Source organism: Pseudomonas sp. FDAARGOS_380 (assembly GCF_002591235.1).
GTDB lineage: Bacteria > Pseudomonadota > Gammaproteobacteria > Pseudomonadales > Pseudomonadaceae > Aquipseudomonas > Aquipseudomonas salmasensis.
In genome coordinates, this window is sequence record NZ_CP023969.1 from 1213913 (window position 1) to 1235053 (window position 21141).

The 21141-nt window shown below is 61.7% G+C and carries 17 protein-coding genes and 1 riboswitch; of the genes, 6 read left to right on the plus strand and 11 right to left on the minus strand.

Going from position 1 to position 21141, the window contains the following annotated elements:
* The 6 genes from CRN80_RS05875 to CRN80_RS05905 form a co-directional block, all read right to left on the minus strand.
* Positions 1 to 996, minus strand: coding sequence for an esterase-like activity of phytase family protein (locus CRN80_RS05875; RefSeq protein WP_032893864.1), 996 nt, complete (start codon positions 994 to 996; stop codon positions 1 to 3).
* Positions 996 to 2900 carry a DNA topoisomerase IV subunit B gene (gene parE, locus CRN80_RS05880; protein WP_003188026.1) on the minus strand — a complete coding sequence of 635 codons (1905 nt, stop codon included), beginning with the start codon at positions 2898 to 2900 and terminating at the stop codon, positions 996 to 998. Before parE ends, CRN80_RS05875 begins: the two co-directional genes overlap by 1 nt.
* 46 nt (positions 2901 to 2946) lie before the next feature.
* A complete protein-coding gene (locus CRN80_RS05885; protein ID WP_047712437.1) occupies positions 2947 to 3555 on the minus strand; it encodes a YqiA/YcfP family alpha/beta fold hydrolase in 609 nt (202 codons plus the stop codon).
* 599 nt (positions 3556 to 4154) lie between these two features.
* Positions 4155 to 4967 (minus strand): 3',5'-cyclic-AMP phosphodiesterase, encoded by an 813-nt coding sequence (gene cpdA / locus CRN80_RS05895; RefSeq protein WP_098949734.1) that lies wholly within the window; start codon positions 4965 to 4967, stop codon positions 4155 to 4157.
* 97 nt (positions 4968 to 5064) lie between these two features.
* Positions 5065 to 5514, minus strand: coding sequence for a DUF1249 domain-containing protein (locus CRN80_RS05900; RefSeq protein ID WP_003188022.1), 450 nt, complete (start codon positions 5512 to 5514; stop codon positions 5065 to 5067).
* Entirely contained in the window at positions 5505 to 6122 is a 618-nt protein-coding gene (locus CRN80_RS05905) for an NUDIX domain-containing protein (protein ID WP_032893869.1), read from the minus strand. The genes CRN80_RS05900 and CRN80_RS05905 overlap by 10 nt, the downstream gene beginning before the upstream one ends.
* A 193-nt stretch (positions 6123 to 6315) precedes the next feature.
* On the opposite strand from CRN80_RS05905, the gene CRN80_RS05910 reads away from it, so the two are divergent.
* Positions 6316 to 7062 (plus strand): RsiV family protein, encoded by a 747-nt coding sequence (locus CRN80_RS05910; protein WP_032893871.1) that lies wholly within the window; start codon positions 6316 to 6318, stop codon positions 7060 to 7062.
* Positions 7063 to 7216: 154 nt separating this feature from the next.
* Here the strand turns inward: CRN80_RS05910 and thiC are convergent, their stop codons facing one another.
* The gene (thiC, locus tag CRN80_RS05915; protein WP_098949735.1) at positions 7217 to 9121 is read right to left on the minus strand and encodes a phosphomethylpyrimidine synthase ThiC; all 1905 of its coding nucleotides are present in this window, start codon (positions 9119 to 9121) and stop codon (positions 7217 to 7219) included.
* Positions 9122 to 9270: 149 nt separating this feature from the next.
* A riboswitch (TPP riboswitch) is annotated at positions 9271 to 9376 on the minus strand.
* A gap of 196 nt (positions 9377 to 9572) precedes the next feature.
* Here thiC and CRN80_RS05920 point away from each other — a divergent pair.
* Complete coding sequence (locus tag CRN80_RS05920; RefSeq protein WP_032893875.1) at positions 9573 to 11012, plus strand: TolC family outer membrane protein; 1440 nt, start codon at positions 9573 to 9575, stop codon at positions 11010 to 11012.
* Positions 11013 to 11148: 136 nt separating this feature from the next.
* On the opposite strand, the gene waaA is transcribed toward CRN80_RS05920, so the two are convergent.
* Both waaA and CRN80_RS05930 read right to left on the minus strand, forming a co-directional pair.
* Positions 11149 to 12426 carry a lipid IV(A) 3-deoxy-D-manno-octulosonic acid transferase gene (waaA, locus tag CRN80_RS05925; protein WP_098949736.1) on the minus strand — a complete coding sequence of 426 codons (1278 nt, stop codon included), beginning with the start codon at positions 12424 to 12426 and terminating at the stop codon, positions 11149 to 11151.
* Positions 12427 to 12449: 23 nt separating this feature from the next.
* Complete coding sequence (locus CRN80_RS05930; RefSeq protein ID WP_098949737.1) at positions 12450 to 13340, minus strand: LysR family transcriptional regulator; 891 nt, start codon at positions 13338 to 13340, stop codon at positions 12450 to 12452.
* A gap of 201 nt (positions 13341 to 13541) precedes the next feature.
* On the opposite strand from CRN80_RS05930, the gene CRN80_RS05935 reads away from it, so the two are divergent.
* From CRN80_RS05935 to CRN80_RS05950, 4 genes are read left to right on the plus strand one after another with little or no spacing between them, the layout of a single operon-like run.
* The gene (locus CRN80_RS05935; RefSeq protein ID WP_098949738.1) at positions 13542 to 13877 is read left to right on the plus strand and encodes a multidrug efflux SMR transporter; all 336 of its coding nucleotides are present in this window, start codon (positions 13542 to 13544) and stop codon (positions 13875 to 13877) included.
* A gap of 55 nt (positions 13878 to 13932) precedes the next feature.
* A complete protein-coding gene (locus CRN80_RS05940) occupies positions 13933 to 15108 on the plus strand; it encodes an FAD-binding oxidoreductase (protein ID WP_098949739.1) in 1176 nt (391 codons plus the stop codon).
* Positions 15105 to 15917, plus strand: coding sequence for an aldo/keto reductase (locus CRN80_RS05945; protein ID WP_032893881.1), 813 nt, complete (start codon positions 15105 to 15107; stop codon positions 15915 to 15917). Before CRN80_RS05940 ends, CRN80_RS05945 begins: the two co-directional genes overlap by 4 nt.
* A 41-nt stretch (positions 15918 to 15958) precedes the next feature.
* Complete coding sequence (locus tag CRN80_RS05950; protein ID WP_003188010.1) at positions 15959 to 16918, plus strand: hypothetical protein; 960 nt, start codon at positions 15959 to 15961, stop codon at positions 16916 to 16918.
* Positions 16919 to 16945: 27 nt separating this feature from the next.
* Here CRN80_RS05950 and hldE read toward each other — a convergent pair whose 3' ends face one another.
* Together hldE and msbA are read right to left on the minus strand one after the other, a co-directional pair.
* A complete protein-coding gene (gene hldE / locus CRN80_RS05955; RefSeq protein ID WP_098949740.1) occupies positions 16946 to 18370 on the minus strand; it encodes a bifunctional D-glycero-beta-D-manno-heptose-7-phosphate kinase/D-glycero-beta-D-manno-heptose 1-phosphate adenylyltransferase HldE in 1425 nt (474 codons plus the stop codon).
* 816 nt (positions 18371 to 19186) lie between these two features.
* Positions 19187 to 20992, minus strand: coding sequence for a lipid A export permease/ATP-binding protein MsbA (gene msbA, locus CRN80_RS05970; RefSeq protein WP_098949742.1), 1806 nt, complete (start codon positions 20990 to 20992; stop codon positions 19187 to 19189).
* Positions 20993 to 21141 lie beyond the last annotated feature (149 nt).

Genomic DNA, 21141 nt, shown 5'->3' on the forward strand with positions numbered 1-21141 from the left:
TCATGGCTGGGCACTCCAACCGCCGTCCGGGGCGGCGAAACGATAGACCATCGGACGCTTTTCACCATCGGCACGCGGGCCGAAATTGTTGTCGATCCCGACCCAGGCACCGTCGGCATCCACCAACAGGGCTTCAGCCAGGCCATACGACTGTGGGTAACGTCGCTGCGGCGTCAAGGCTTCGTCGGCAAACGACCAGCACCGCTCAACCTTGGCCGTGAGCGGGTCGCGCCGGCAGATCTGGAACGCATTGCGCTCCAGGGTAAACAGCTTGCCGTTGAACAGCGACAAGTCGGCAAAGTCCTTGGACACGGCCTTGGCATTGGGGAACTGCGCCGGTTGCACTTCCTGGCCGGCCTCGCTCAACAATACACAACGCCCATCGCAATCCCATACGCTCTGCCCACGCTTGATCGAGACCAGGCCACGGCGTTCGCGCTCGGCAGCCAGCCAGATCTGATTGCCTTCAGGGTTTACCGCCAGGCCTTCGAACAAGGCATTAAAGTGCAGCAACATGCCACTGGCCCTGGCTTCACGCACCATGCCTGGCGCGATTTTCAACCATTCAGGCGCGCCCGCCGCCGGCACCTGCAACACCGCGGCATGGGCTTCGCTGACAATGTAGCGGTTGCCTGCGGCATCACAGCTGATGCCTTCAAAGTCCAGGTCACCGCCGCGTATGAACGAAGCGGCCTTGGTACGCGAACGCAAGCCCCAAGGCAGGCCGGACTCGGGCACGGGCGGCACGTCGATCTTCAGCGCCTCGGCGCTCCAGGTCGGCGCACGGGTATCCAGGCGGTAGATCTGGTCGTCATCGCGGTCCGAAACCGTCCACAGCTCGTTGCCACACAACGCCAGGCCCGACAGGTTCCCACCGCGCATGCCGTCCACCGGGTGTTCCGAGACCAGCTTGAGCTCTGCCACGCTGGCGGCAGCCACCTGGGTGACCGCCAGCCCGCTCAACATCAGGATCGCCAGGGCGAAGCCTGTGCGCATCAGCCCAGCACCTCGGCCAGGTTGCCTTTGGATTCCAACCAGGTCTTACGGTCGCCGGCGCGTTTCTTCGCCAGCAGCATGTCCATCATTTCCGAGGTGGCGGCGAAGTCTTCCAGGGTCAACTGCACCAGGCGCCGGGTGTTCGGGTCCATGGTCGTTTCGCGCAGTTGCGGCGGGTTCATTTCACCCAGGCCCTTGAATCGCGTGACCTGTGGCTTGCCGCGTTTCTTCTCGGCCACCAGGCGGTCGAGGATGCCATCGCGCTCGGCTTCGTCCAGGGCATAGAAAATTTCCTTGCCCAAGTCGATGCGGTACAGCGGCGGCATGGCGACGTAGACGTGACCGGCGTCCACCAACGGGCGGAAATGCTGGACGAACAACGCGCACAGCAAGGTGGCGATGTGCAGGCCGTCGGAGTCGGCGTCGGCGAGGATGCAGATCTTGCCGTAGCGCAACTGGCTCATGTCCGCCGCGCCTGGGTCTACGCCAATGGCCACGGCGATGTTGTGCACTTCCTGGCTGGCGAGCACTTCGCTGCCATCGACTTCCCAGGTGTTGAGGATCTTGCCGCGCAACGGCAGGATCGCTTGGAACTCCTTGTCCCGCGCTTGTTTGGCGGAACCGCCTGCGGAGTCACCCTCCACCAGGAACAGCTCGGAACGCATCGGGTCTTGCCCGGCGCAATCGGCCAGTTTGCCGGGCAATGCCGGGCCCTGGGTGATGCGCTTGCGCTCGACCTTCTTGCTGGCTTTCAAGCGACGGCCGGCGTTGTTGATCGCCAGCTCCGCCAGGGCCAGGCCCAGCTCGGGGTGCTCGTTGAGCCACAGGCTGAAAGCGTCCTTGACCACGCCAGAGACAAACGCCGCCGCCTCGCGGGACGACAGGCGCTCTTTGGTCTGGCCGGAGAATTGCGGTTCCTGCATCTTCATCGACAGCACGAACGCGATGCGCTCCCACACGTCTTCCGGCGCCAGCTTCACGCCGCGCGGCAACAGGCTGCGGTATTCGCAGAATTCACGCATGGCATCCAGCAAGCCTTGGCGCAAACCGTTGACGTGGGTACCGCCCTGGGCCGTAGGAATCAGGTTGACGTAGCTTTCCTGCACACTGTCGCCACCTTCGGGCAACCACAGCAGCGCCCAGTCCACCGCTTCTTTATTACCCGACAGGCTGCCGCAGAACGGCTCGTTGGGCAGGCGTTCGAAGTCGCTGACCGAATCCTCCAAGTAAGAGCGAAGGCCGTCTTCGTAGTGCCACTCGACCTTCTCGCCGGTGCCTTTGTCTTCAAAGCTGACCAGCAGCCCCGGGCACAGCACCGCCTTGGCCTTGAGCACGTGCTTGAGACGGCTGATGGAGAATTTGGGCGAATCGAAATACTTGGGGTCCGGCGCAAAGTACACGCTGGTGCCGGTGTTGCGCTTGCCCACGGTGCCGATCACTTCCAGATCGGTGGCTTTGTAGCCATCGGCGAAGGTCATCTGGTACTCGTTGCCGTCGCGCTTGACCTTGACCCGCACCAGGGTCGACAGCGCGTTGACCACAGAAATACCCACGCCGTGCAAACCGCCGGAGAACTGGTAGTTCTTGTTGGAGAACTTGCCGCCGGCGTGCAGCTTGGTGAGGATCAGCTCAACGCCCGGCACACCCTCTTCGGGGTGAATGTCCACCGGCATGCCACGACCATCGTCGGACACTTCCAGGGAATGGTCGGCGTGAAGGATGACTTGCACCGACTTGGCGTGCCCGGCCAAGGCTTCGTCGACGCTGTTGTCGATGACTTCCTGGGCAAGGTGGTTCGGCCGACTGGTGTCGGTATACATGCCGGGGCGTTTGCGCACCGGGTCGAGGCCCGAGAGGACTTCGATGGCGTCGGCGTTATAAGAGCTAGCGCTGGGAGTGGCCATGGGGTCTCGTCGTGAGTCGTTCGATTAAAAAGTGACCTGCGATTTTCTACAGTGACGAAAAATCGAAGGATTGAAACTGATCTGCGCCAATACCGGCAAAGCACAACAGTGCCGGCAATTGCTGGGCGAACCCCTGGTAACCATGGTCGCCACCGGCCTGGATGCGCAAGGCACAGGCCCGGTAATACTGTTGGGCCAGGCGATAATCCAGGGTTTCGTCCCCGGTCTGCAACCACACCTGATAACGCCCGGCATCCTGGGGCGCCGGTACTTCCAGCTCGGCCAGCGCCGTGACGTGGTCCTGTGTCAATTCCCAGGTCTCATCGGTGTAGAGGTTCTTCTGGGTGCCCAGATAACCGTCAAACATCCGATGGGGGCTGACCGCCGGGTTGACCAGCAGCGCCTTGAGGCCATGGCGTTCGGCAAGATGGGTTGCATAGTAGCCGCCGAGTGAGCTGCCGACCAGCAGTGGCCGGCCCAGTTGCGCAATCGCTTGCTCCAATTGAAGAATCGCCTGACGAGGGTGGTGATGCAGCGCCGGCACACGCAACTGGTCGGACAGGCCAAGGGCATCCATCACAGTAGTCAACTGGCTGGCCTTGTTGGAAGCCGGCGCACTGTTGAAACCGTGGATATACAGGATCGAAGCGGACATGCCGGGCTCTCCGTGCGGGGGCCAAAGAGGCGCAGTTTACAGGGAATGCAGGCAGAAGCGGACCCATTGTGGGAGCTGGCTTGCCTGCGATCACCATAGGTATCTACATAACTTTGTGGGCTGTAGCCGCAGACGGTAACCACGATGCGAAGCGAGCCGCTCTTGATCTGCTTTTGATCTTGATCTTAGGCGCCCCGTCAAACCACGCTGGCCGGAATTCGACAGTGATTTGGGGGGTAAACCGGCAGGGATGCCGGTTTAGCCGCCCCGCGCCATGGATGGCGCGTGGCGGCGGCCCCCCAAATCACTGGCGGATTACGGGCACACCGAGCCTAGGCGAGGTGCCGAGTGGTGGGGCAAGAGCGCTTTGCTTACTTTCGCGCTTTTCGAAAGTGAGCCGCCGTCAGGGCGGAACCCTAAGCGGCCGTTACCGCAGCAATGGATATGTACACCATCCAACTGTGTTGCCTGCCAGGCCGCCTTCGCGAGCAAGCCCGCTCCCACATTTGGAGTGCGGGGTGTCAGGTAGATAGGCGTCGGCTGTCAGGCTGCCATCGCAGGCAAGCCAGCTCCCACATTTTGATCAGTGTTAACAGGTCCTAATAGCCGTTGCTGCCGTAATCGATGGTGAATGCAAAGCCAACCAAACGCTCCACCCCCGTCTCCAACCGTCCGTCGCCATGCAAACGCAACCAGCGATACCCCGGCGCCTGCTCGCTGACCTGAAAGTCCTCACTCCCCGGCGCAAACTGGATACAGGTAGACGGCGAAGCCAGCAGCCGCACACCGTCGCGCTCGCTGTCGATCTCCTGATGCACATGCCCCCACAGCAATGCCTTGGTCTGCGGGAAACGCTCAAGCACGGCAAACAGCGCTTCGGGATTGCGCAGACCAATTGGCTCCATCCATTCACAGCCGATGGGCACCGGATGATGGTGGAAACACACCAGGTGATGGCGGCCCGGCGCTTCGCTCAAGGCCTGCGCCAGCAGTTGCAGTTGCGCGTCTTGCAGGTAGCCCGGCACCGAACCAGGTACCGCCGAATCCAACAGAGTGATACGCCAGTTGCCGATATCCACCACCGGCTCGAGCAAATCACTGTGCATGGCAGCCTGGGCCATGACCTGCGGCTCGTCGTGGTTGCCAGGAATCCAACGCGCCGGAGCGCCAAGGGAGGCGGTCAAATCGCGAAACTGCTGATAGGACTCAAGCGTGCCATCCTGGGACAGGTCGCCGGTCGCCAGTATCAAGTCGATGGCCGGCTGTTGCGCGCGCACCAGCTCGACTACCCGTTGCAGGCTTTCACGGGTGTTCATGCCCAACAATGTGGCGTCAGCGTCGGCAAACAGATGGCTGTCGGACAACTGCACCAGCAACACGGCATCAGGATTCACGGCGGATACGCTCGGCAAGGCGCTCTCCCTGGCAATCACAGGAATGGATAGTTGGCGCGATTATGCTGGGGCAGAACACAAAGAGGAAACCCAAGGAAGCAGACGCAGTTCACATCTACCGCACCACTTCAAACTCATGGCCCAAGGCCAGGCAGTGGCTGAGCCATTCGCCGAGGAACACATTGAGCTGTGCTTTCTCATCGGGCTGGTGCATGAACACATTCGGGTAAGGATAGATGCTGCGAAAGCGTCGCGCATGTTCGGCGCTGATCACTTCGGCCATACGCGCGTCGTGGTACACCTGCACTTCCAATTGCGGCACCGGCAACCACGGCAGGCTGTGCTCCTGGCGTACCCGCAGGGTAGTGGTGTACGGGCAAGTGAGAATGACTTCCAGGGTCAGCACGCCGAGCATCTGGTCGCCATGGGTGACAGCGATGCGCCGCGCCTGGGGAGCGTGGCGCATGTCTGGGAGCAGGCGCATCAGCCGCGCATAGTTGGCCTCGCAGGCCGCTTGCAGCCCGATCAGGTCAACTCGATAACGTTCCCGTGCCTTTACTGCCATAACCCCCTCACTTCCGCGCGATTAAGCGCAAGCCATTGCAGGGCGATAATGCTGGCTGCGTTGGAAATCTTGCCGTCGCGCACCGCCTGCAAGGCATCTTCGAAGGCCCAAGCGGTGACGCGGATATCTTCTGCTTCTTCTTCCAATCCATGGACCCCACCCGCCCCCGAGCTGTCGCACCGGCCCAGGTACAGGTGGACAAATTCGGTACTGCCGCCAGGTGACGGGAAATACTTGGTGATCGGCCACAGCGCGGAGAACGTCAGCCCAGCTTCCTCCTCGGCCTCGCGGTGTGCAACCTCCTCGGGTTGCTCATCCTTGTCAATCAGGCCGGCGACCATCTCCACCAGCCAGGGGTTATCGGCACGGCCCATGGCGCCGACGCGGAACTGTTCGATCAGCACCACCTCATCGCGCAGCGGGTCGTAGGGCAGCACGCACACCGCGTCATGACGCACGAACACTTCGCGGTTGATCACCCGGCTCATGCCGCCGTCGAATTTCTCGTGGCGCAGTTGCACGCGATCGAGCTTGTAGAAGCCTTTATAGGCATTGTCACGCTGAACAATCTCGATTTTGTTCGGCGTCGACTTCGCGATGTCCGTCATGGTGTCCCTCGTTAAGCTCGTGCAATGGGCGCCATCCTAACGCGCCGACGCCCGTTGATGCAGCCCCTTTGCGGTTGCCGGCAGAGGCGGCGAGCGTCAAACTCACTGCAATCAGTTTAGTGGCGAACTGGCGGCCACGTTGGCAGTCCAAGCGCTACTCTTTTCGCTTTCCATCGATTTACGAAGGACACACATGTCGCTTTTAAAAATCGCCTCCGTGGCCTGTATTGCCTTGACCCTGGGTGCTTGCCAGAGCCTGTTCCAACCGGCCTATCTCAAGCCGCTGGACGTTACCACCGACAAATCGGAGCAGATCAAGCCCGGCTGTGACAGCCCGGCCTGCCCGCTGGTGAACATCGACACCGTGCATTTCCCCGCCGAGCCACAACTGGACAGCCTGGTGGAACAGCGCCTGCTGCAAATGACCCGCACCACGCCTGGCGCCAGTGTACCGGCGAGCCTGAACGCCTACCGCAACACCTTCCTGCGTGAGTCGCCGGACCGCCACGGCATGTACTTGCAAGCCAAGGTACGTGACCAGCATGACGGACTGGTGATCGTTGAAGTGTCCAGCTACCTGGACACCGGTGTCGCCCACGGCGAGCCAGGCCGCGGGTTTATCAACTATTCACGGATTCTGCATAAGGAACTGACCCTGGCCGACATGCTGCTGCCCGGCCAGGAGCAGGCCTTCTGGAATACTGCGAAAGTCGCCCACAACAGTTGGTTGATCAGCACCAAGATGGACCGCGATCCGGAGTTCGTGAAGAGCTGGCCGTTCCAGAAAACCCCGAACGTGGCCCTGACCAGCGGCGGCGTGGTGCTCAAGTACAACGTCAGCACCATCGCCCCTTACGCACAGGGGCTGATCGAAATCACCCTGCCCTATACGCGCCTCACCGGTGTGATCAAGCCTGAGCTGGTGCCAGCACGCCGCTAACAGTCGGGTATCGCAACGGCGTGATCTCTGAGGGGTAGTGGTTGTTTAGGCGATCGCCTTCGCGAGCAAGCCCGCTCCCACAGTTGCAATGCATTCCAACTGTGGGAGCGGGCTTGCTCGCGAAGAGGCCAGTACAAGCGCCGACGATCCCGGATCAGACCTTCTTGTAGAGCTGGCTACCTTCCTGCTTGAACCGCTCAGCCTGCTCGGCCAAGCCCTTTGCCACATCCACATCCACCGCATCAATGCGCTGGTTGGCTGCGTACTCACGCACCTCGTGGGTAACTTTCATCGAGCAGAATTTCGGCCCGCACATGGAGCAGAAGTGCGCGACCTTGGCCGACTCCTTGGGCAGCGTCTCATCGTGGAAGGCCCGCGCGGTATCCGGGTCCAGGCCGAGGTTGAACTGGTCTTCCCAGCGGAATTCGAAGCGTGCCTTGCTCAAGGCGTTATCGCGAATCTGCGCGCCAGGGTGGCCTTTGGCAAGGTCGGCCGCGTGGGCCGCGATCTTGTAGGTGATGATCCCGGTCTTCACGTCATCCTTGTTCGGCAGGCCCAGGTGTTCCTTGGGCGTGACGTAGCAGAGCATGGCGCAACCGAACCAGCCGATCATCGCCGCACCGATACCCGACGTGATGTGGTCGTAGCCTGGTGCAATGTCGGTGGTCAGCGGGCCGAGGGTGTAGAACGGCGCCTCGTCGCAGCACTCCAGTTGCTTGTCCATGTTCTCCTTGATCAGTTGCATCGGCACATGGCCAGGGCCTTCGATCATGGTTTGCACGTCGTGCTTCCAGGCGATCTTGGTCAGCTCGCCCAGGGTTTCCAGTTCACCGAATTGCGCTGCGTCGTTGGCATCGGCCACCGACCCCGGACGCAGGCCATCTCCCAGGGAGAAGCTGACGTCATAGGCCTTCATGATTTCGCAGATTTCTTCAAAGTGCGTGTAGGCAAAGTTTTCCTTGTGGTGGGCCAGGCACCACTTGGCCATGATCGCGCCGCCACGGCTGACAATGCCGGTGACGCGATTGGCGGTCAGCGGCACGTAGCGCAGCAGTACGCCGGCGTGAATGGTGAAGTAGTCCACGCCTTGCTCGGCCTGTTCGATCAGGGTGTCGCGGAACAGCTCCCAGGTCAGGTCTTCGGCAACGCCGTCGACTTTTTCCAGGGCCTGGTAGATAGGCACGGTGCCGATCGGCACGGGCGAGTTACGGATGATCCACTCGCGGGTTTCATGGATATGCTTGCCAGTGGACAGGTCCATGATGTTGTCCGAGCCCCAGCGAATGCCCCAGGTCATCTTCGCCACTTCTTCTTCAATGGACGAACCCAGGGCGCTGTTGCCGATGTTGCCGTTGATCTTCACCAGGAAGTTACGGCCGATAATCATCGGTTCCAACTCGGTGTGGTTGATGTTGGCGGGGATGATTGCACGGCCGCGGGCGATTTCTTCGCGCACGAACTCGGGGGTGATGATTTTCGGAATACTGGCGCCGAAGCTGTGCCCGGCATGTTGTTGCTTGAGCAGGCCGCTGGCGCGGGCCTCTTCAAGCTTCATGTTTTCGCGGATCGCCACGTATTCCATTTCTGGCGTGATGATGCCTCTGCGCGCGTAGTGCATCTGGCTGACGTTGGCGCCAGCCTTGGCCCGACGCGGGTTTTGCAGGTGGGCAAAGCGCAGGTAGGCCAGTTCGGGGTTATCCAGACGTTCCTGGCCGTAGCGTGAACTCAAGCAGGCCAGCCGCTCGGTATCACCACGTTCTTCGATCCACGGCGAGCGCACATCGGCCAAGCCTTTGCGCACGTCGATGATGACATTGGGGTCGGTATAGGGGCCCGAGGTGTCGTAGACCACTACAGGGGCGTTGATTTCGCCACCAAACTCCGTAGGGGTCACGTCCAGGCTGATCTCGCGCATCGGCACGCGAATGTCCGGGCGGGAGCCCTGCACGTAGATTTTTTGCGAGCGGGTAAACGGCTGCACGGAGCCGGAGTCGACCTTGGCCGATTCACTCAGGTGCACGGTATTTTTTAGTTTTGTACTTTTTATTTCAGTGCTCATCACAGGCTCTCCAACTTATCCAGGCGGTGGATTTTTGTCGGAGCGAACCTGTGACGGACGGACGCACTGGAACCAGTGCTGTGCTTGGCGCACGAGGGCTGTTCGATTGTCGAACAACATCCCGGACGAAGCACAAGAGGACTCGCCGGGTGACGAGAAATCTTGTTCCCTACGCAGGCGCTAACCTGATCAGGTTCAACGGGATCCGGTATTTACCGATCTCAGCCTTCCAACAAGGCACCCCGACAAGAACGCGGCCAGTCTAGACCATGGCGTGGGCAAATTGCCAATAGCGGTTTATTCAGCGTGATGAATGGCGTGATCGTGGGATTGTTGTGCGCAGGTCCCGCCACTACACTCGGGCACGGCCTCAAGGCTTGACGCCAGGCATGGCCAGCCTTAGCCTTGGGCGCTGAATTATCACCGTAATATTCATACTAGGGATCGCCTCATGCTGCGCAAACTCTCACTGGCTGTTGCCGTGTCTTGTGCGACCAACGGACTGGTCTGGGCAGCTGAAGCGCCCTTGTCCGCCAACACCGACCTGGTCAGCGTGTATCAGGAAGCGGCGAACAACAACGCCGACCTGGCCGCTGCCCGTGCCCAATACGGCGCGCAAAAAGAAGTGGTACCCCAGGCTCGCGCAGGGTTGCTGCCGAACCTGTCCGCCGGCGCCGACAGCAACAACGTGCGCACCCAGATCGACCAGCCGGCCGCCACGGCCAACCGTGACGCCCACTCCTGGCGGGCCACCTTGAGCCAGCCACTGTTCCGCGCCGACCGCTGGTTCCAGCTGCAAGCTGCCCAAGCCGTCAACGAGCAAGCCTCGCTGCAACTGTCGGCCTCCGAGCAGAACCTGATTTTGCAAAGCGCCGAAAGCTACTTCGCCGTGCTGCGCGCCCAGGACAACCTGGCGTCGACCAAGGCCGAAGAAAACGCCTTCAAGCGCCAGCTCGACCAGTCCAACGAACGCTTCGATGTGGGCCTGTCGGACAAGACCGATGTGCTGCAATCCCAGGCCAGCTACGACACCGCCCGAGCCAATCGCATCCTGGCCCAGCGCCAGGTGGACGACGCGTTCGAAGCGCTGATCACCCTGACCAACCGCCAGTACAACTCGATCCAGGGCATCGTCCACACGCTGCCGGTGCTGCCGCCGGCACCGAACGACGCCAAGGCCTGGGTCGAAACCGCCGGGCGCCAGAACCTCAACCTGCTCGCCAGCAATTACGCGGTCACCGCCGCCGAAGAAACCCTTCGGCAGCGCAAGGCCGGCCACTTGCCGACCCTCGACGCGGTTGCGCAATACGAAAAAGGCGACAACGACGCCCTGGGCTTCAGCAACCCGAATCAGTTGCCTATCCCGTACGGCGGCGATGTGTCGCAACGCACCGTCGGCCTGCGCTTGAACATCCCGATCTACAGCGGCGGCCTCACCAGTTCGCAAGTGCGCGAATCCTATTCGCGCCTCGACCAGACCGAGCAACAGCGCGAAGGCCTGCGCCGCCAGGTGGTGGAAAACACCCGCAACCTGCACCGTGCAGTCAACACCGATGTGGAGCAGGTGCAAGCACGCCGCCAGTCGATCATCTCCAACCAGAGCGCGGTGGAAGCCACGGAAATCGGCTATCAGGTGGGCACGCGCAACATCGTCGACGTGCTGGACTCACAGCGCCAGCTGTACGCGTCGGTGCGCAACTACAACAACAGCCGCTACGATTACATCCTCGACAACCTGCGTTTGAAGCAGGCGGCGGGCACGCTCAACCCAGGGGATTTGCAGGATCTGGCGCGCTATCTCAAGGCCGACTACAACCCGGACAAAGACTTCCTGCCGCCGGACTTGGCCAAAGCCGCTGCCGAACAGCTCAAGGCCCGCCCCGGCTATTAAAATGTGGGAGCTGGCTTGCCTCTGTAGGAGCGAGCTTGCTCGCGAAAAACTTACAGGCGCCGCGTTCATTCAGCAAACACGCGTTATCGTTGACGTTTTTCGCGAGCAAGCTCGCTCCTACATTGGGTGGGTGTTGTCAGTGTTTGATCAGTCTGTCCAAACCATCCAACAACCGCTTTAACGCGCCCTGGTTGGCCTGCATCACCTTGAGCCCCGCCTGCGCCATCCTGCGTGCGTCCTGGGGCAACTCAAACAACTGTCGCACCGCCTCGGCCAGCCCATCGGCATCGTCCACCTCGCGCAACGCTCCGGCGTCGCGCATCATCGCGGTGATGTCGAGGAAGTTGAAGACATGCGGGCCCATGATCACCGGCTTACCCAGCGCCGCCGGTTCCAGCGGGTTGTGCCCGCCGGTCGGCACCAGGCTGCCGCCGACGAATGCGCTGTCGGCCAAGGCATAAAGAAACAGCAACTCGCCCATGGTGTCGCCAAGCAGCACCGAGGTTTGCCCGGTGACCGGCTCACCACTGGAGCGACGCACGGTGGCAAAGCCTTGCTGCACACAGCGCTCAAACGTCGGGCCAAAGCGCTCCTGATGACGGGGCACCAGAATCAGCAGGGCATTGGGGTAGTTCGCCAACAACTGGCGATGGGCTGCCAGCACCACCTCGTCTTCACCTTCGTGGGTACTGGCGGCGATCCAGACCGGACGCTCGCTGGCGCCCCATTGTTCACGCAGGGCGGCGGCGCGAGCCGTTAGCTGGGGGTCGATGCTCAGGTCGAACTTGATCGAGCCGGTCACTTCCACGGTTTCAGGGCGTGCGCCCAGGCTGCGGAAACGTTCGGCCTCAGTCTCGGTCTGTACGGCGAACAAGCTCATTTCTGCCAGCATCGGTGCCGTCAGCTTGGCAAATCGCGCGTACCCCTTGGCCGAACGCGCCGACAACCGTGCATTGGCCAGCGCCACCGGGATACCGCGCTGGGCGCAGGCATGGATATGGTTGGGCCACAGCTCGGTTTCCATGATCACCGCCAGCGTGGGCTGCACGCGGTCGAGAAAACGCTTGGCGGCGCAGGGCAAGTCGTACGGCAAGTAGCAGTGTTGGATGCGCGATTCGTTGGCGAACAACGCCTGGATACGCTCGGAACCGGTGGGCGTCATGCAGGTGACGGTGATCGGCAGCTGTGGATAACGCTCCAACAAGCCGCGAATCATCGGAGCGGCGGCAATGCTTTCGCCCACCGACACCGCGTGCACCCAGATCCCGCCGGGCCGCATCACCGGCAAGCCATAGGAAAACCGCTCGCCCACACGCTTGGCGTAGGCTGGCGCCTTGCGCGCGCGCAACCACAAGCGTAAGGCCACCAACGGCAGCGCCAGGTAAAACAGACAGCTGTAGAGAGTTCTATTCATGGCGGCGGAGTTTATCGGCTTTTTCAGTCGATCGCCTGCAAGCACTCGGCAAAACGTTTAGCCAAAAAGCGCGCGGCGGGCCCCAGGTGCTCGTCGCGGCGCCACACCAGTTCCACCACCAGGGCGGGCGGGGTCCATTCGCTGGCCAATTCGACCATCTGTTGCTGGTAGGTCGGGTATTGCACGATGTGCCGAGGCAACCAGGCCCAGCCCAGGCCACTCATCAGCCATTCGGCCAATACGTAGAAGCTGTCGGCGCGCCACACCAGGGGGCTGGCCGCCTCGCTGCCGGGGTAGACGCTGGTCTGGGTCGACATCAGCAACTGCCGAAACTGGGCCAGGTGCTGGCACGTTACGTACTGCTCCTTGGCCAACGGGTGGTTAACACCGCATACCGTGACCATTTCCACACTGCCCACCACCCGACGCTCCAGGGCTTCGGGAATCTGGTCGTGATAGAACAACAGCCCCAGGTCTGCCTTGCGCTCCACCAACTTGCGCGCCACATCGCCCTGGGCCGCGCTGGACAACTGCACCTCCAGCAACGGGTAGTGCACAGCCAGCGCCTCCAGGCTATCGAGTACTGGCTGGAACAACATCGCCTCATCCTGGGCCAGGCGCAGGCAGGCTTCCTCGCCGCGGGTCAACGACAAGGCCCGCCCCGTCAGGCGTTCGCACTGGCGCAGTACCTCACGCGCTTCCTCCAGCAACACACTGCCGGCTTCGGTGAGGCGCGGTTGCCGGCCGCTGCTACGTTCGAACAGGACAACGCCCAGGTCGGCCTCCAGCATGGCAATACCATTGCTGACCGCCGATTGCGCCTTGCGCTGCCCACGGGCCACGGCAGAAAACGAACGCTGCTCGGCGACGCTGACAAACAGGCGCATCTGCTCCAGATCCCATTGCACGCTCATGGCTCAACCTATCTCTATTTCCGATAGGTAATGACTTTACCCCATCTGGCAGACGACTAGAATGCCGACCACTGTAGGAGCGAGCTTGCTCGCGAAAAACTCACAGGCGCCGCGTGCATTCAGAAAGCGCGGGTTATCGTTGACGTTTTTCGCGAGCAAGCTCGCTCCTACAGTTCATGAAATCACACCGAGGATTGCCCTATGAATGCCGCCTACTACTACTTGGCCATCGCCATCTGCTCGGAAGTGATCGCCACCGTTTCCATGAAAGCCATCAAAGGCTGGAGCACCCCTATTCCGTTGTTGCTGGTGATCGTCGGTTACGGCGTGGCGTTCTGGATGCTGACCCTTGTGGTGCGTACCGTGCCGGTCGGTGTGGCGTACGCGGTATGGGCTGGGTTGGGCATCGTGATGGTCAGCATCGCGGCGCTGTTCATCTACGGGCAGAAGCTGGATGTGCCGGCGATGCTGGGGATGGGCCTGATTGTGCTGGGCGTGGTGGTGATTCAGCTGTTCTCGAAAACCGCCGGGCACTGACCGCCACTCAACAGCCTGTATACTGCGCCTCTTGTCTTGAACACTGAGGTCGCCGATGCCATCCGTTATTTCCACCGACGTTCTGATTGTCGGCGCCGGGGTTGCCGGCCTCTGGCTCAATGCGCGCCTGCGCAGCCAGGGGTTTTCCACGGTACTGGTGGAAAGCGCCACCCTGGGCGGCGGGCAAAGCCTGAAGTCCCAGGGCATCATTCACGGCGGTGCGAAATACGCCCTGCACGGCGCCCTCACCGGCGCCTCCGAAGCCATTGCCGATATGCCGCGCCGCTGGCGTGACGCCCTGGCCGGCAACGGCGAGCTGGACCTGTCCGGCGTGCGCGTGCTGTCCCAGGCGCACTACTTGTGGTCGCCCGGCACGATTGCCGGCAACCTCACCAGTTTTTTCGCCAGCAAGGCCGTGCGTGGCCGCGTCGATCAGGTCAAGGGCGACGAACTGCCCCTGGCGCTGCAGAACCCTCGCTTCAAAGGCAAGGTCTACCGCCTGGCCGAGCTGGTGGTAGACGTGCCCAGCCTGATCAACCGCCTGGCGCAATTGGCCGGTGACGGTCTGCTCGCAGGTGTGCACATCGAACCGCTGCTGGAAGGTGACACCCTGGTGGGCTTGAAGGTCGATGGCCGTGAGATCCGCGCCCAGCGCATCGTCCTGAGCGCTGGCGGCGGCACGGCGGACTTGCTCGCGGCCCTGGGCCTGAGCCAACCGGCCATGCAAAAACGCCCGCTGCACATGATCATCGCCAAGGGCCCCGGCCTCAAGCCGCTGTACGCCCATTGCCTGGGGGGTGGCACCAAGCCACGGATCACCGTCACCACCCACCCGGCCGCCGATGGCAACTGGGTGTGGTACATGGGCGGCGATATCGCCGAGGCTGACGGCGTGGCACGTACGCCTGAAGAACAGATCGCCACCGCGCAGAAAGAGCTGGCGCAACTGCTGCCCTGGATCGACATGAGCCAGACCCAGTGGGCCACCCTGCGGGTGGATCGCGCCGAGCCGCTGCAATCGGGGCTGAGCCGTCCCGATAACGCGTTCCTTGCCGAAGATGGCCGCCTGCTGGTGGGCTGGCCGACCAAACTGGCCCTGGCGCCGGACTTCGCCGACCGCGTACTCCACGCCCTGGAGCGCGACGGCATCCGCCCAAGCGCCAGCGCCCCTCTGCCCGAGCTGCCAAAACCGGCAATCGGCCAACCCGCCTGGGAGCAACTGTTGCCATGAGCCTGCCAACCCTGCACGACCTGCATCGCCCGCTGGGCAGCACCGGCCTGCTGGTGTCGCCCCTGGGCCTGGGCACCGTCAAGTTGGGCCGCGACCAAGGAGTTAAATACCCCAGCGGCTTTCAGATCCCTGGCGACGACGAGGCGCGCATGCTGTTGCGCCAGGCCCGCGAGCTGGGCATCAACCTGATCGACACCGCGCCGGCCTATGGCATGAGCGAAGAGCGCCTGGGGCCACTGCTGCGTGATCAGCGCAAGGACTGGGTGATCGTCAGCAAGGTGGGCGAAGAGTTTGCCAACGGCGTGTCCCATCACGATTTCAGCGCGGCCCACACGCGGATGTCGATTGAACGCAGCCTGAAACGACTTGAAACGGATTTTATCGACCTGGTGCTGGTGCATTCCGATGGCAACGACTTGCATATCCTCAATGATTGCGAGGTTTACCAGACCCTGGAGCAGTTGAAGAAAGACGGCAAGATCCGTGGTTTCGGCTTCTCCGGCAAAACCGTCGAGGGCGGTGTGAAAGCACTGGAACAGGGCGATTGCGCGATGGTCACCTACAACCTCAACGAACAGGCCGAGAAGGCCGTGATCGACTATGCCGCCGCCCACGGCAAGGGCATCCTGGTGAAAAAGGCCCTGGCCAGCGGCCATGTGTGCCTGGAACCGGGAATGGATCCAATTCAGGCCAGTTTCACCTTGTTGTTTGCGCAAACGGGCGTCGCCAGTGCTATTGTCGGGACCATTAATCCGCTGCACCTGGCCCATAACGTAGCAACTGCTGCCCGGGTCATTCGTCAACTCTGATGCCGCCCACGCGGCCGACCCCGTCGCAAGAAGGAGCCGACATGCCGCGAACGCTCATAAGAAAGAACCCCAGCAACTTCAAGACACTGCCGCTGCACGTCGAAGCCACCCCCGAAGGCCTGAGCTACCAGAGCGTCGGCATGCCGCTCAACTTCGCCCAGACCCTGCAACGGCGCAAGCCGGTCGAGGTGCCAGATGCCGAACGCTTCGCTCTGGAACTGGCGAACCTCGGCGTCTCGGTACGCCTGACCCTGCACTGGCAAAACAAGGACTACTGGGTGCTGGTGCGCCAACGCCGCCAGGACCGTGGCGACGTTGTGCTCAAGCTGATCTCCGGCTACGTCCCGGCCCATGAACTGAACCTGCCACTGCACACCGCCATCCAGGAAATCGCCGAAGAGTGCCTGCTCGAAACCCCCGAAGGCTGGCTGGGCGGGCGCTTCAACGACACCTGGCTGCCGGCGCCCTACTCCGCTGCCCTGCATTACCGCGAGGCCCTGCCGTTTCGCCTCAGCCCATTGTCCGGCGCCGCGCGCCCGGTGCGCTGCGCCACCATGCAACTGATCGAGCGCCCACGGGCCTACGTGCACCTGCCGACCGCCTCGCTGCAATTGATTTATGACCTGCGCCTGGAAGTGCCGAAGGAAGCCAAGTCCCTCAGCTTGTTTCATGTGGATGAGCGTTTGGAGGGTGACCAACTGGTGGCGCGCCTGGATCGTCAGCGCCCGGACCTGTACTTGATGCCGCTCAAAGACGGCGAGCCACTGGCAGAGTTGTATACCGTCAAGAAGGATCAGCTATACCCGGCCAGCACACGCGGCTTGTACCTGGCGGAAAGCTTTGCCCAGCAAGAGGGCTGGCTGGTGCGCGATGAGCGCATTCGTTGGAAGGACTGGCTCAGGCAGCAGGGCCTGGCAGAACCGGAAAAAGACTCCAAGCTCAAGCGCTTGACCGGCAAGGCACGGCAGATGCTGCGCAAGATCGTGCCGAAGAAAAGCTAGGGGCGAGCAGGCTCGCCCCACGGGGTATCACTCGTTGTTGCGGATCTTCTCGACAATCGCCGTGGTCGAGCTGTTTTCAACCAGCCCCAGCACTTTGACCGTACCGCCGTAGGCGCTGACGATGTCCGCACCGACCACCTGGTCGACGCTGTAGTCACCGCCCTTGACCAGCACGTCGGGCTTGACCTGGGCCAGCAGGTTTTCCGGGGTGCCTTCAGAGAAGCTGATCACCCAGTCCACCGCGCCCAGACCTGCGAGTACCGTCATGCGCCGGTCAACACTGTTGATCGGGCGGCCCGGGCCTTTCAAGCGGCTGACCGACGCGTCATCGTTGACCGCAACGATCAGGCGGTCACCTTGGGCGCTGGCCTGTTCCAGGTACGTCACATGCCCGGCGTGCAGGATGTCAAAGCAGCCGTTGGTGAACACAATGCTTTCGTTGTGAGCCCGGGCATCGTCAATCGCCAGCAGCAATTGCTCCAGGCCCAGCACACCGCGCTCCGAGCCTTCGGAGCGCTGGATCGCACGGCGCAATTCCGGTGCGCTGATAGCAGCGGTGCCCAGCTTGCCCACCACAATGCCCGCCGCCAGGTTGGCCAGGGCCACGGCGTGGGGCAGTTCTTCACCAGCAGCAATGGAAGCTGCCAGGGTGGAAATCACAGTGTCACCGGCACCGGTGACGTCAAACACTTCACGGGCACGCGCCGGCAGGTGCATGGCCGGGTGGCCCGGACGCAACAGGGTCATGCCGTGCTCGCCACGGGTCACCAGCAAGGCGCCCAAGTCGAGATCGGCCATCAATGCTGCGCCCTTGCTCACCAACTCGTGCTCATCGGCACACCCGCCGACGATGGTCTCGAACTCACTGAGGTTTGGCGTGAGCAGGCTGGCGCCTCGGTAAACCGAGAAGTCCTTGCCCTTGGGATCGGCCAGCACCGGAATGTTGCGAGCCTTGGCGGCCTGGATCAACACCTGGTGATTCTGCAAGGCGCCTTTGCCGTAGTCGGACAACACCAGCACCTTGATACCTTCGAGCAGTGCCTCGACCTGGTCGCCGAGGGCCAGGGCGTCGGTGGCGAAGGGTTCTTCAAAATCGATACGCAGCAACTGCTGGTGACGGCTCATGACCCGCAGCTTGACGATGGTCGGCTGATGGGCAATGCGCTGGAACAACGCACGCACGCCAGCGCCCTGCAGGCTGTTGGCCAGACTTTCGGCCGCTTCGTCGTCACCGGTCACCCCCACCAGGGAAGCCGGGGCGCCGAGCGCGGCAATATTGAGCGCGACGTTGGCAGCGCCACCTGGGCGGTCTTCGATTTGCTCGACCTTAACGACCGGCACCGGAGCCTCAGGGGAAATCCGTGAGGTACCACCATGCCAGTAACGGTCGAGCATGACATCGCCGACCACCAAGACAGCGGCTTGATTGAATCGCGGCATGGACAACTTCATGGAGCAACCCACATACAAAATGAACAGGGGCGCGATATTAGCACAGGGTTTGCGATGGCTTGCGACTGGCGCGATGTCGAATCCACACAGGCCAAATATGGAAGGGGCTTGCGAAACTGATCTGTGGCGAGGGCGCTTGCTCCCGTGACGGCCTTCCAGCCGAAGCCTATCTACCTGAAGCACCGAGCTCAAAATGTGGGAGCCGGCTTGCCTGCGATAGCGGCCGATCAGCTTGCACTTCTACTGCTGATCCATCGCTATCGCAGGCAAGCCAGCTCCCACAGTTGTCCGCGCCCGGCCACACACTCCACGATGCGAAGCGAGCCGCTCTTGATCTTGATCTGCTTTTGATCTTAGGCGCCCCGTTAAACCACGCTGGCCGGAATTCGACAGGGATTTGGGGGGTAAACCGGCAGGGATGCCGGTTTAGCCGCCCCGCGCCATGGATGGCGCGTGGCGGCGGCCCCCAAAATCACTGGCGGATTACGGGCACACCGAGCCTAGGCGAGGTGCCGAGTGGTGGGGCAAGAGCCCTTTTGGTTACTTTTGGGGCTCTTTTCCAAAAGTGACCCGCTGTCAGAGCGGAACCCTAAGCGGCCGTTACCGCAGGAATGGATATGTACACCATCCAACTGTGTTGCCTGCCAGGCCGCCTTCGCGAGCAAGCCCGCTCCCACAGTTGGATCGCGGGGTGGCAGGTAGAGAAGTGTCGGCTGTCAGGCCGCTATCGCAGGCAAGCCAGCTCCCACATTTGGATCGTGGGGTGTCAGGTAGAAAGCCCCCTCCCCCACAGCAGCATTGTGTACACCTGTTGGATCAGGTGATATCGGCCTGCACCGGCGCATCCAGGCCCATGGCATGCAGGCGAGCGTAGTAACCGTTCTGCGCCAACAACTCGCCATGGGTGCCACGCTCAACAATCCGCCCGTCGTCCATCACCAAGATCAGGTCCGCCTTCTCGATGGTGGACAAACGGTGCGCGATCACCAGGGTCGTGCGACCTTGCATGACCTTATCGAGTGCCGCCTGGATATGCCGCTCGGACTCGGTATCGAGAGCCGAGGTGGCCTCATCGAGGATCAGCAACGGCGCATTCTTGAGCAATGCACGGGCAATCGCCAAGCGCTGACGCTGGCCGCCGGACAACAACACACCGTTCTCGCCCACCTGAGTATCAAAGCCCTTGGGCAACTGATCGATGAAGTCCTTGGCATTGGCATCCGCCGCCGCCGCCTCAACGTCGGCACGCGGCGCACCGGCCAGGTCGCCGTAGGCGATGTTGTTGGTCACGGTATCGCTGAACAGAGTGACATGCTGGGTAACCTGAGCAATGTGCTTGCGCAGGTTGAGCAGCTTGTAGTCTTCGATCTCGATGCCATCGAGCAGGATTTCACCGCTTTCATGGTGGTAAAAGCGCGGGATCAGGCTGGCCAGGGTCGACTTGCCACTGCCCGAACGCCCCACCAGCGCAATCATCTGCCCAGGCTCGGCGGTAAAGCTGATGTCCTTGAGCACATGGCGTTCGGTGCCAGGGTAGGTGAAGTTCAGGTGACGCACTTCCAGGCGACCGCTGACCTTTTCGCGTTCGAGAGTGCCATGGTCGACCTCAACGTCTTCGTCCAGCTGTTCGAAGATGCTTTCGGCGCCCGCCACACCTTTCTGGATGGTCGAGCTGACCTCCGAGAGTTGGCGGATCGGCTTGGGTAACAAGCCCGCCAGGGTGATGTAGGCCACCATATCACCCGCCGAGGCGTCGCCACGCAGGTACAGCACCAGAAACATCAGCACGGCCATGGCGGAGTAGATCACCAATTGCAGCGCCGGGGTGTAGATCGCCCCGGTGCGGGTCATGCGCAGTTGCTTGTTGGTGTTGCTCTGGCTGGCCTTGAAGAAGCGCTTCTGTTCATAGACTTCGCCGCCGAAGCTGCGCACCACGCGGTAGCCCTGAATGGTCTCCGAGGCCACGTGGGTCACGTCGCCCATGGCCACCTGGATCTTCTTGCTCTGCTTGCGGAATTTCTTGCTGGCGGTACTGACCATCACAGCAATCAACGGCAGGATCGCGATCATCACCAACGTGAGGCGCCAGTTCATGAACAGCAAGGAGGCGAACAGGAAAATCACCGTCATGCCTTCGCGAATCACCACCTTGATGGCATCGGTCGCGGCACCCGTGACCATGGTCACGTTGAAGGTGATGCGGGAAATCAGATGCCCGGAGTTGTGGTTATCGAAGTAGCGGTTGGGCAGCGTCAGCAGGTTGTTGAACAGCTGCACCCGCAAATCGTGGACCAGCCCCAGGGAGACCTTGGCCAACAGGTAGTTGCCCAGGAACGAGCCCAGGCCTTGCCAGGCCGCGATCAGGATGATCAGCAACGGCACCGCCTGCAGCAATTGCAGGTCGCGCAAAAAAGGCACGGTCGGGAACAGCACGGCTTCCGGATTGGAGAGACCGTCGACAAAGTACTTGAGGATGTAACCCAGCATCGGTTGGGTCGACGCGAAAATCAGAAATCCAAGGATACTCAACGCGAACAAGCCCATATAGGGCTTAACGTAACTGAGCAGGCGGAAGTATATTTTCAAGCTCGAAGGGCTTGCGCTCGGACTGGAGTCGGTCATATCACGCGGCGTTTTGAAAAAGGAGGCTGACTTTAGCACAGCTTCTCTGTTGTACTTGCACCCGGCGTAAGCCGCGGCCCGGTTGGATCCTACCGGCGACATTACTTAGCCACTAGCTTAAGATGGTCGGCTTTCTCTTTCTGGAATGG